We start from the raw sequence: 11640 nt of genomic DNA, 5'->3' as shown, positions 1-11640 counted from the left end.
CAGTTTTAGTACTCCGCGGGCACCGGCTGTGTAAGGGGGGAATTACTTACACACTCTACCGGGCCGGTAAGGGTGGGGGAGGCCGGGTGGTCGATGGCGAAAGCGTTTGTATTCCCACTGGTATTGTTCCGGCACTTCCCGTACCACATCTTCAATGGATTTGTTCAGGGCAGTTGTGGCGGTCACCGGGTCCGGGTCGGCAATGCCAGGCTCGCACTCGCGAATCACCAGCCGGAAGCCTTCGCCGTCTTTCAGGCGCTCGGAGTACGTGACCAGGGGTTTGGCGCCGGACTTCTGCAACAACTTCGAGACCAGGGTCATGGTGCGCACTTCCATGCCGAAGAAGGGGGCATACGCGTTGCCTTTGCCTCTTGGACTCTGGTCCGGGAGGATGCCGGCGACCTCACCTTCTCGAAGCAGGGTGATCAGTCTTGCCAGCCCGCGACGGTCACCTCGAACCAGCTCCGAGCCCATGCGCCCGCGAACCTGGATCATGTAATCCTCGAATTCCCGAATATGGGGCGGGCTGTAGAGGGCCGCCATGCGGTACCGGGAGGAAAAGTAAAGCCCGGTGAGCTCCCAGTTGCCGAGATGCGGTGCCAGCAGCAACAGCCCCCGGCCGTCCTTTTTTGCCTCTGCGAGCAGTTCTTCGCCTTCGATCTCGCGGATCAGGCCCAGGCAGCGTTCCACTGGCCACTCCCACATCAGGGGGATTTCCATCATGGTCTGGCCGGTGTGCCGCAGGCTGGAGCGCACCATTCGATCATGTTGGTCGTCCGTCAGCTCCGGCAGGCAGATTTTCAGGTTGATGTCGGTAACCGTGCGGTACTGGGATCTGGACATCCAGCTGATCATGCCAAGGAAGCGCCCGATAAGCTGGGCGCCACGCAGGGGGAGTTTACCGGCAAGCCGGAGAGCGGTAATCAGAAACGTTGCTTTGGAAAACGCCATAATCCAGAGGACTATCAACAGGAAACAGGATGAGCGGAAGCTACCACCATCCGGCGTGGGCGGCAAGGTTGATGAATGTCACCGCTGGCCATTACAGCCTCTGTGAGGCTTCCCAGCTGGTGCTTCGGTCGCCGGTTTCCCAGCCAATTCTCAGGTAAAAGCGCCGGATACGACGGCCAATGTATCGCTTTCGCCAAGCGGAGAGGGTGGCCAATTTGTCGGGGATGGTGGGAGCGCCGAGCCCGTCAACCAGAAACAGCTCCGGTTGTCCGCCCCTGTCGGCGATCACCAAGTTGTGGGGCAGCAGGTTCCGGGTGAGGATTCCGGTTTCGAGTAACCAGTTGCAGAAGCGGTCTGCAGCGTCCTGAATCGGTTGATCAAACCCTCGGTGTTTCAGGTAGTGTTCGAGCGTTTCGCCCGGTAGGCCGTGGTCATCGAAGATGAGCTCACTCATGTTTGCCAGGCCGAGCGAGGTTTCTACCGCGCCATGAAATTGCGGCAGGTGCGCCCAGACCAGTTCGTCGTGGCCGTCGTTGATCAGCGCCCGAATGGCTTGCTGTTGATGCGCCCGGAGTTCCTGGCGGTTGTCATCAATCCTCGCTCTGCCGAGCATTTTCTTTGGCCAGGACTGGCGCTGGAAACGCACTTCGATGTTTTCAGGCCGCGTTACTTTGAGACACAATGCCGGATCATCCGGATGCCGGTAGCAGTGTCGGTTGTAGCCAGAGGCGAATGGCTCAATGCCTGACAGGTCAATCATGGATCGTATCCGAATCTCGTTTTATTGCCTTGTGCAACGGAAGCCTCGGGAAGCCACGTTATGAACGGTTGTATTGCCTACGGTGATTGTAATACCGAGGGCCTGAAAGACTATCATGAACCGGTCTGGCCGCAGATCGTTGCGAAGCAATTGGGTCTTTCGCTCACCAATTGTGGTCATACCATGAGCACAACCCGTGAGCTGCTTCAGTATGCTGAGGCCTTCCCGCCCAGGAGCTATCAATTGGCGTTTATTCAGTACGGGCTTGTTGATTCCTGGCTCACCTTTCGTGGTGCGCCCTACGTGCTTTATTACCCGGACAGCCCCCGCAGGAAGCTTGCCCGAAAGCTCGTCAAAAAGCTGAAGAAATGGGCCCGGCGTCTCCACCTGCAGGATCGTTGGGGCGCGGTGGAGCAGGTGCCGCTGGATGAATATCTTGGCAACATTGAGCGTGTGTTGCGCTCGGCCCCCGACACCCTGTTCGCGTTGGTGTCCACGCCGCCGAACCTCGACGAACCCCGGAACCCGCGCATTGAGCGCTACAATGAGGGCCTGCGAGAGTTAGCCGAACGTGAGCCAAATGCGTTTTTTGCTGATGCCTACCACCCATTATGGCAGCAGAAAGCCGAGTCCTTGATGGCAGACGGAACCCACCTTACCGAAACTGGGCATCGACTCCTGGCGGATACGGTGATCAGCGCGCTGTCGACATACTGGCCAACAGGTCCCGATAGAAGGCCTCAGTCTTCGATACCATCGCCTCAAGGCTGAGTTGCTCCCGGGCCCACAGGAAACTGCTGTTTTGGGAATCCCTCATAACCATCGGGTTGCGGAGATTGGTGCGAACCAGTGTGGCGATATCCTCAACGCGGTCAGACGCGGCAATACTCTGTTCAGGCAGGAATTCCCCCACTCCGCTGACTGGCGTTGACAATACCGGGCAACCTGCCATCAGCGCTTCCACCATGATATAAGGAAAACCTTCGCGGCTGGAGCTGATGATGCAGGCGGTGGCGGCTTGGAGCCAGGGCTTCATATGGAGCTCGTGGCCTGGAAGCAGTATGTGGTCTGAGACGTCCAGCTCCTGAATCAGGGTGCCTAGTTGGGCACGCTGGCTACCATCACCCAGGATAACCAGACTGCCATCGCAGTCGGCCCTGGCCCAGGCGCGAATCAGCCGGTCGAACTGTTTTACCGGCTCCAGACGGCCTGCGGCTAACAGGAGAGGGCGATCTGCAGGAATTTCGAAGGTCGGGGCCTCCGTCTTTTCTTCGCCGGAGGTGTCCACAGGCGGTAAGCCATTGTGGATCAGCCGAGCATTGGCGTGGGCAATGGTGTCGGTAATATCACGGCTGACACCAATCACGCCATCCAGCCGCTCAAATCCCTTATGGGAGCGCTTGGTGCCATGAAGCGTACCCACTGTTGCACTGTTCAGATGACGGACTGAACTGACCAGGTTAGCGGCCTTGTTGCCCTGGGCATGAACGATATCCGGGTGGATGGAGCGAAGCTGTCGCCGCAGGCGGTAGTGCAGCCAGGGGTTGCGTCGGCCGAGCTGCACGGGCAGTGGATGGAAACAAACCGGCGAGGCGAAGCGTTCGCTGTAGTGGCTGTGTGCCAGAACGTGAACGGTGTGGCCTCTTGTCGAGAGGGCGTTCGCGAGGTCGGCTGTGTGCGTTTCCATACCGCCCCAGCCTGTGCCGGGTGTGGCGATGATCAGCGCGATTGTCAGCGGGCCTTGCGCATTCATTGGTGCGCAGGCCTCCGCGCAAGAAGGTTCTCATAGACCTTCAGCGTAGTTTCGGTCTGTGCTTCCAGTTGGAACCGCCACGGTATCTCTATCTCAGGTCGGGGATTGTCGAGGAGGGCGAGCGCGGTCTGGGCAAACGCTTCTATATTGTCTGGCGGTACCAATCCGTCGGAGAAACAAGCGCGCAGTGTTTCGGCTGCGCCACCTCGGTCAAAGGCGGCCACCGGTGTGCCGGAGGCCAGGGCTTCGGTAACGGTGCGGCCGAAAGGTTCTGGTTTCGTGGACATGTGGCAGACCACGTCCGCCAGAAGGTAGAGGGTGGTCATATCGTTGCGCTGGCCGAGGAAACTCACCTTGTCGGTCAGGTTCAGGCGGGCACGTTCCTTTTCCAGCTCCTCCAGAAACTGCTCCTTGCCAGGTTCAGCGCCGCCGACAATGATGCCGTGGCAGTCCGGTCGTTTTTGCACCAGCTGCGCCATCATGGCCAGGAAGTCCAGTTGGCCTTTCCAGCGGGAAATGCGCCCGGGCATCATGATGATCTTTTTCTGGGCCAATTGTGGGTACTGCCGGAACCAGCGGTCCAGCCATTGTGGGCTGAGCTCCCGTTGTCGAAAAGCACTCACGTCCACGCCCCGTTGGATGACGGTCAGTTTTTCTTCTGGCACCGGGTATTTGTTCAGCACATAATCCCGAACACAACCGGACACGGCGATGATGTGATCAGCCCGGGTCATGATGGCGCTGTAGGGGGTCACGGAATACATGCCGTGAAAGGTTGAGACGACGGCCGGGCGCTGGTTGGCTGGAATGGTCTTCAGAGCCAGGAAGATGATCCAGGCGGGCATACGGGAGCGGACATGTATGATGTCCGGTTTCAGCTCCAGAAGCAGCTTGCGCATGGGCAGGATTTGTCCGAATGACGCCGGGTTCTTCCGGTGTATTGGCATGAAAATGTGTTCCGAGCCTTGCCCACGAAGCTGCTCCGCCATGGGGCCGCCTTTCGAAACCACATAGGACTCGTGCCCACGTTTCACCAGGTCGGCGGCGAACTCCACGGTGCCTCGTTCCACCCCGCCACTGTATAGCGCGGGTAACGCCTGCAGAATCCTCAACGTTTGCCTCCCCTTAAAAAGTGTTCAATCAGCCACCTTGCGGCCCTATCAGCCTCCCAAAGCTCCTGCGATCCGCGCAATTTTCCAGCCATAACCGAGGCATGGTCACTCCAGTGCGCAACGTACCCTTTCTCTACCAGGCTGGCCATGCCCCGGGCGACCCGGCTGTTATTCTTGGGCGCGAGCTCAAACAGACCCGTAGGCACGCCGGAGGTGGCAGCTTCGCAGGCCATGGAGGCGCTGTCTGGTGTGACCCACACCGCGCGGGAGGCGGCGAGTTGGTGGGGAAGCCAGCTGGCGTGCGTTCGCTTGGAATCCACGACCGTGACCTTCGGGCCTGCCAGGTCGTTCAGTTGCATCAACAGGTTTTCGGGCGTACGGCGAGAGCCGCTGATCGTCCAGCGCCATTCCGGGTAGCGACCCATTAGCTGGGATAACTGTCCGAGAATAACGTCGTCATCCCAGTCGAAATGGGGTGAGGGGCCGCCTACGAGAACAAGGCCTTCGGGTTTGTCGGTAATTCTGGCCAGGGGCGTGATTGCGTTTATGACACCTTCGGTGGCAAGGACATGTCTGGCTGGGGGGACCTTATCGTGTTCTGGAATGATGGCCGCATCGACCCAGCTGAGAGGGAAGCCCGGTTTCATTAAAACCACGGTTTTTACCTTTCGGAGCCGCCGCAGGGATAACAACAGGCGATGAGTACCGCTGCCGGCTGCGATAATCAGGTTTGGTCTTCCCAGGGCTTTATCCATGGCCGGCGCAACGCCAAGCAGCGCCCGCCACAAGGGCGGGGGCGCTTCGGTCGCATCAATTTCACTCACGCTGGCGCCAGCCAGCACCCGAAGCCGGTTGCCCAACCCTTTCAGCTGGTTGTGATGGCCAGGCTTATTATCGGTCAGTAGCCAGACAACCGGGGCGGGTGAACCCGTGTGGGAGCGCATTCAGTTTGCGTCCTTGCTGTACAGGTTGGGATCTTCCCTGGAAGGACGGGTCTTGAAGCGGCGATGCATCCAGAGGTACTGGTCCGGGTGTTTTCGGATTTCGTTTTCGATGGTTTTGTTTACCAATGTGGCGTCCGCCATGTCATCTCCGGAAGGAAAGTTCTCCAGTGGAGGATGGAAGTAGATATCGTACCCTGGAGCGTGTTCCCGTCGGAAATGGCTGAACGGCACCACGGCACAGCCGCTACGGTCGGCTATGCGCGAGGTGGCGGTGATGGACCCCGCAGGCACTCCGAAAAATGGGGCAAAAACGATGCCTTTGCGGCCGTAGTCCTGATCTGTGGCGTACCAGACGATACGGTTGTTTTTGAGCTGTTTGAGCAGGCCGCGCAGGTTCCGGCTGTCCAGTGCCACCCCATAACGACGTTCCCTGGCGCGGGTCATCACCGCGTTCATCAATGGGTTGTTATGGTCGCGCTGCATCACGTCGGCCTCAATGTATTCGGTGACCAGGGCGCCCCCCAAGTCAAGGGTGCTGTAGTGACCGCCCAGCAACAGGATGCCCTTGCCTCTGGCAAGCGCAGCGTCGACATGTTCAAGGCCGTGGATTTCTGTAATGGGCATGAAGCTGGTGGGACTGCGGAACCAGGCCAGCCCAATCTCCATGACACCGATGCCGTTGGCGCGGAATGACGCCTTCACCAGTGTCTGCTTTTCCGTTTCGGATAACTCTGGAAAGCACAGGCGAATATTCACATCGGTGATTTGCTTGCGATGGCCGGCAAAGCGATAGGCGATGTCACCAATCCGTTTTCCCAGCCACCATTGTAACTTCAGTGGCAATTGGGCGCCCAGCCACATGGCAGCGACCCCGATCCAGGTTGGCCACCAGCGCGGATGTAGGTAGCTGGTATAGCGGGTGTCGCGAGTTCTCTGTTTAGCGGTCTTCACTCGTGTCAGTCCCTGATGATTTTTAACGGCAAGAACCGGAGTTTAGCAGGGCCATTATCTCCGGCTAAAGCCGCAATATCCGCAAGTTGCGGAAAATCATGAATTCCAGGTCGCAGACGCCGGCCACCGCTTTATGTAGAATGATCGCCGCATCGACCCGGCCGGAGTTACCATGCTTCATTTTTTCTACTCCCTTTTTTTCCGCATCGCGCTGCCGTTTGTGTTGCTGCGGTTGTGGTGGATCGGGCGTGCCAATCCTGAAGCGTTCGTGCGCTGGCAGGAGCGCCTGGGGTACGTGGAGGCCTTCGATGAGCCGGTCATATGGGTTCATGCCGTATCGGTGGGTGAAACCATTGCCGCCGCCCCCCTGGTGAAAGCCTTGCTGAGGCGTAATCCTGATATCCCCATATTGATGACCGCGATGACGCCGACCGGCTCGGCCCGAGCCAGGGCTTTGTTCGGTGACCGGGTCCACTATGCTTTCTCACCATATGACACACCCGGTGCGGTGCGCCGGTTTGTTGGCCGCGTAAGGCCCCGGGCGCTTGTGATTATGGAAACTGAGCTTTGGCCCAATATGATTGCTCTTAGTCGCCAACGCCAAGTGCCCATTTTCCTCATTAATGCGCGCCTTTCCAGCCGTTCCGCGCGGGGATATGAGCGGGTGGCGTCACTGGTTCGCCCGCTGCTCCGCAGTATTAGCTGGATAGCCGCGCAAGCAGAGGAAGACGCTGGCCGGTTCCTGCGTATTGGGGCCACGCCGGAATCGGTGTCGGTGACCGGCAGTATCAAGTTTGATGTTGAGGTCTCGGACGAAGTACGCGCCGAATCTTCGGGGCTGAGGGCGGCGCTGGGCGCTGACCGTCCGGTTTGGATTGCAGCCAGTACCCACGACGGTGAGGATCGCCAGATATTGGAGGCTCACCAACAAATCCTCCAGCATTTCCCGAACGCATTGCTGATGATTGTGCCGCGGCATCCAGAGCGTTTTGATGATGTGGCCAGGCTCATTGACGCCATGGGGCTCTCTCTTGTCCGTCGGTCCCAGTCAGGAAGTGACGGGGGCGGAAAGGTAGGGCGCGAGGTGTATCTTGGTGACACCATGGGTGAATTGCTAATGCTTTACGGCGCCTCCGATGTGGCCTTTGTGGGCGGCTCGCTGATTGAACGTGGCGGCCACAACCCGCTGGAGCCAGCCGCTTGGGGAATACCCGTTGTTTCCGGGCCGCACATATTCAATTTCGAAAACATTTACGACCGCCTTGATTCAGGACAGGGTCTGTTTATTACGGATTCAGCGGAGTCTCTTGCCCGGTGCGTTGTTCATCTCTTTTCGGACAGAGCTTCTGCGCAAAACGCGGGTCACAACGCGCTGGCGGTTGTGAATGCCAACCGTGGTGCGCTCGAGAAAGTGGTTGATGGGATAGTTGAGCGGGTCTAAGGCGTGATACCGGTGTTTTGTATTGGCCGGGGCATGGTGCCCCGGCCTGATTTTCATCAGTTTACTGGGAGGGGTTGTCGATGGTTTCCTGCTCGTTAGCCATGGCTTCAATCCCCGGTGCTGATGCGCTCAGCCAGTTGTTCAGGTCTACCAGATCCTGAGGGCTGAGGGTGCCAGCCGCCTGTTTCAGGTTCAGGGTGTTAATCACGTAGTCATAACGGGCATTGGCAAAGTCACGCAATGCCACGTAATAGTTCCGTTCCGCATCCAGCACTTCCACGATGTTCCGTGTACCCACTTCGTAACCGGCGCGGGTGGCATCCAATGCACTACGGCGGGAAATGATGGTTTGTTCCAGCGCAGAGGCAGACTCGATGTTGGTATTCACGGTACGGAACAGGCTGCGCGTGTTTACCCGGACATCCCGACGTACTGTCTCTAGCGACTGCTCCGCCACCGTCACCTGGGAGCGCTGCTGTCGCACGCCGGCCTGGGTTCCGCCGCCCATATACAGGGGAACGTTGAGGGTAAGGGCGATGCGACCCTCGGTCGTTGTGCCATCGCGCTGGCCCTGTGTCAAAGTTGGCTGCTCCAGCCCATCAATCTCCGTGTTGCCGTAGGACGCATTCAGGTCAAGCGTTGGCAGGTGACCGGCTTTCGCGCTCTTCAGGTTGGCCTCGCTGGTGTTCAGGTCATAGAGGGCTGACTGGATCTGCCAGTTCTGACTCAGTGCGGTGTTTTCCCAGGCTGAAGGGTCCATGGGCTCCGGGCGGCCGAGGGGGAAGTTCCGGCGCAGGTTGTTCAGGTCTTCAGTGTACTCGCCGGTCAATCGTGCCAGTTGTTCGCGGGCGATATCCAGGTCGCTCTCTGCAGCGATACGCTGGCTCTTGCTGTCGTCATAGCTGGCACGAGCCTCATACACTTCGGTAATGGCAATCAGTCCCACATCAAAGCGTTCCTGTGCCTGCTCGTATTGACGCTGAATGGCCGCCTCGGTAGCGCGGGCAGTGGTTAAGGTGTCTGCCGCCCTGAGGACATTGAAATAGGCGGTGGCGACGTCAAGAATCAGCTGCTGCTGAGCCAGGTTGTATTCGGCCTGCGCGGCTTCCGTCTGGAATTTGCTGGCGTCGTAATTAAACCAGGTGTCGGCTCGGAACAATGGCTGGGTCAGCTCGACGCCGTAGGCGTAGGTTTTATATGCCGCGTCCTGGCTGGGGCCGTCCACGTCGGTGTGGCTGGCTTCACCAAAGGCACCGATCTGCGGCAGCAGGTTGCTACGGCTGACATCGCTTGCTGCCTGCTGAGCTTCAAACGTGGCGCGGGCGGTTGCAATGCCGGAATCATAGGAGAGTGCTTTCTCGTACGTCTCAACCAGATCCATGGATAGTGCAGGCTGGGCTGCGAGCAGTCCAATCAGCCCGGAAAGCAGTCGTTTCTTCATGATGTCTCCTGTTAGTGAATCACCCGGCGTGTTGGAATACCTGGCCACATATGTTCAGATAACCATTGAGCGTTTCAGGCTCGCCATTATGGACAATAATCGGCCTGAGCTCTACACTTGCAGTCGGCACTGATTGTAAGTGTCAATTACATTGATTTCGCGTCTTGACGGGGTGCTGGCGTCAGAACATCTGACCGCCGGCTGAGATTGCCATGCAGAACCCGCAACCTGATCCGGATAATACCGGCGTAGGGATTTGAGACAATATGCTGCAACGACACAGAACCGTTCTGTGATCACTGCCCGTCATGCGCGACCCGTATACCTAATCAACCCGGGGACGCACTATGACAACAATACCTTCCTATCTCAGCGATTCAGCAAAAGTCGATTCTGCAGCCATCAAGCCGCTGCCCCAGTCCCGAAAAATCCACGTACAGGGTAGCCGACCTGATATTCGGGTGCCCATGAGGGAAATTACTGTGGGCGACACGCCGACCGACATGGGTGGCGAGAAAAATGCGCCCGTCGCCGTTTATGACACCTCCGGTCCGTACAGCGACCCTGAAGCCACTATTGATCTGCGTAAGGGACTCAAGCCCATCCGTTCCGCCTGGATTGAGGAGCGCGGAGATGTAGAGCAGCTATCCGATTACACCTCTGAATTCACGCGTCGCCGGATGAAAGACCCTCTGCTGGACCCACTCCGTTTTATGGACGAGCGCAAGCCGCTGAGGGCCAAGCCCGGCAAGAACGTCAGCCAGATGCACTATGCCCGCCAGGGGATCATCACGCCGGAAATGGAATTCATCGCCATTCGCGAGAATATGAAGCTGCAGGAAGCCCGGGAGCAGGGGCTCCTGAAAGACCAGCATCCGGGCCAATCATTCGGAGCGTCTCTGCCCCAGGAAATTACCCCTGAGTTTGTACGGGACGAAGTTGCTCGCGGCCGGGCTATTATTCCCAACAACATCAACCACCCGGAAACAGAACCGATGATCATCGGCCGCAACTTCCTGGTGAAGATCAACGGCAACATCGGCAACTCAGCGGTCAGCTCTTCCATCGAGGAAGAAGTCGAAAAGCTTACCTGGGGCACCCGTTGGGGTTCTGACACCATCATGGATCTGTCCACCGGCAAGAACATCCATGAAACCCGTGAATGGATCATCCGCAACTCGCCGGTTCCCATCGGCACCGTGCCCATCTACCAGGCATTGGAAAAAGTCGGCGGCGCTGCCGAAGACCTGACGTGGGAAATTTTCCGCGACACGCTGATCGAACAGGCAGAGCAGGGCGTGGATTACTTCACCATCCATGCCGGCGTACGCCTGCATCACGTGCCAATGACGGCCAAGCGTACCACTGGCATTGTGTCCCGTGGCGGCTCCATCATGGCCAAGTGGTGTTTGGCTCATCATCAGGAAAGCTTCCTGTACGAGCACTTCGAAGACATCTGCGAAATTATGAAAGCCTATGACGTGGCTTTCAGTCTCGGTGACGGCCTGCGTCCCGGCTCCATTGCCGATGCCAACGACGAAGCCCAGTTCGGCGAGCTCGAAACCCTGGGTGAGCTCACCAAGATTGCCTGGAAGCACGATGTTCAGGTAATGATCGAAGGGCCGGGCCATGTGCCCATGCAGCTGATCAAGGAAAACATGGACAAGCAGTTGGAATGCTGTGATGAGGCACCGTTCTACACACTCGGGCCACTGACCACGGACATTGCCCCTGGCTACGACCACATCACCTCCGGTATCGGCGCGGCAATGATCGGTTGGTACGGCTGTGCCATGCTTTGCTACGTTACCCCGAAGGAGCATCTGGGCCTGCCCAACAAGGACGATGTAAAGACCGGCATCATCACCTACAAAATCGCAGCTCATGCCGCTGATCTGGCAAAGGGCCACCCCGGTGCCCAGATCCGCGACAACGCGCTGTCCAAAGCCCGCTTCGAGTTCCGCTGGGAAGATCAGTTCAACCTCGGCCTCGACCCGGACACCGCTCGTGCCTTCCACGATGAAACCCTGCCGAAGGACTCCGCCAAGGTGGCCCACTTCTGCTCCATGTGCGGCCCGAAGTTCTGTTCCATGCAGATTTCCCAGGAAGTTCGGGAGTATGCCAAGGAAAATGGCCTCGACGAGGTGTCGGCGGTGGATGCTGGCATGAAGGAGAAATCCCGGGAGTTTGTGGAGGCTGGGTCCAAGCTTTATGACAAGGTTTGACCTTTTGTAAGACTGCTTGGTTCGGAGCGTGAGCCAGGGTGGTGGCCCCGTTCAGAAAACGA

The 11640-nt window shown here is 58.3% G+C and carries 10 protein-coding genes and 1 riboswitch; of the genes, 3 read left to right on the top strand and 7 right to left on the bottom strand.

Features of this window, described 5'->3' with window-relative positions:
• Nucleotides 1-42 precede the first annotated feature (42 nt).
• On the bottom strand, nt 43-951 hold the full coding sequence (locus ACTRWH_RS16930; RefSeq protein WP_136634098.1) for a lysophospholipid acyltransferase family protein: 909 nt from the start codon (nt 949-951) through the stop codon (nt 43-45).
• A 91-nt stretch (nt 952-1042) separates the two neighbouring features.
• Nucleotides 1043-1711, bottom strand: coding sequence for a YrbL family protein (locus ACTRWH_RS16925; RefSeq protein ID WP_462826669.1), 669 nt, complete (start codon nt 1709-1711; stop codon nt 1043-1045).
• Nucleotides 1712-1771: 60 nt separating this feature from the next.
• On the opposite strand from ACTRWH_RS16925, the gene ACTRWH_RS16920 reads away from it, so the two are divergent.
• Nucleotides 1772-2482, top strand: coding sequence for a GDSL-type esterase/lipase family protein (locus ACTRWH_RS16920; protein ID WP_462826668.1), 711 nt, complete (start codon nt 1772-1774; stop codon nt 2480-2482).
• Here ACTRWH_RS16920 and ACTRWH_RS16915 read toward each other — a convergent pair.
• Genes ACTRWH_RS16915 through lpxL form a run of 4 tightly spaced genes read right to left on the bottom strand, consistent with a single transcriptional unit; the run spans nt 2406 to nt 6471 of the window.
• Nucleotides 2406-3464, bottom strand: a complete 1059-nt coding sequence (locus tag ACTRWH_RS16915) for a glycosyltransferase (protein ID WP_462826667.1) — start codon at nt 3462-3464, stop codon at nt 2406-2408. The genes ACTRWH_RS16920 and ACTRWH_RS16915 overlap by 77 nt on opposite strands.
• The gene (locus tag ACTRWH_RS16910) at nt 3461-4576 is read right to left on the bottom strand and encodes a glycosyltransferase family 4 protein (protein WP_136634094.1); all 1116 of its coding nucleotides are present in this window, start codon (nt 4574-4576) and stop codon (nt 3461-3463) included. Before ACTRWH_RS16910 ends, ACTRWH_RS16915 begins: the two co-directional genes overlap by 4 nt.
• Nucleotides 4573-5520 carry a mitochondrial fission ELM1 family protein gene (locus ACTRWH_RS16905; RefSeq protein ID WP_085681612.1) on the bottom strand — a complete coding sequence of 316 codons (948 nt, stop codon included), beginning with the start codon at nt 5518-5520 and terminating at the stop codon, nt 4573-4575. Before ACTRWH_RS16905 ends, ACTRWH_RS16910 begins: the two co-directional genes overlap by 4 nt.
• Nucleotides 5521-6471 carry an LpxL/LpxP family Kdo(2)-lipid IV(A) lauroyl/palmitoleoyl acyltransferase gene (gene lpxL, locus ACTRWH_RS16900; RefSeq protein ID WP_462826665.1) on the bottom strand — a complete coding sequence of 317 codons (951 nt, stop codon included), beginning with the start codon at nt 6469-6471 and terminating at the stop codon, nt 5521-5523.
• Nucleotides 6472-6643: 172 nt separating this feature from the next.
• Here lpxL and waaA point away from each other — a divergent pair, with 172 nt between their 5' ends.
• A complete protein-coding gene (waaA, locus tag ACTRWH_RS16895) occupies nt 6644-7912 on the top strand; it encodes a lipid IV(A) 3-deoxy-D-manno-octulosonic acid transferase (protein WP_462826664.1) in 1269 nt (422 codons plus the stop codon).
• Nucleotides 7913-7973: 61 nt separating this feature from the next.
• Here the strand turns inward: waaA and ACTRWH_RS16890 are convergent, their stop codons facing one another.
• Complete coding sequence (locus ACTRWH_RS16890) at nt 7974-9353, bottom strand: TolC family outer membrane protein (RefSeq protein ID WP_085681609.1); 1380 nt, start codon at nt 9351-9353, stop codon at nt 7974-7976.
• Nucleotides 9354-9511: 158 nt separating this feature from the next.
• Nucleotides 9512-9626: riboswitch (TPP riboswitch) on the top strand.
• A 74-nt stretch (nt 9627-9700) separates the two neighbouring features.
• Between ACTRWH_RS16890 and thiC the strand changes: the two genes are divergently transcribed.
• Nucleotides 9701-11578, top strand: coding sequence for a phosphomethylpyrimidine synthase ThiC (gene thiC, locus ACTRWH_RS16885; RefSeq protein ID WP_462826662.1), 1878 nt, complete (start codon nt 9701-9703; stop codon nt 11576-11578).
• Nucleotides 11579-11640: the final 62 nt, after the last annotated feature.

Source organism: Marinobacter sp. G5_S1_61_S3, from assembly GCF_054968585.1.
This window is presented reverse-complemented; position numbering and strand designations above follow the sequence as displayed.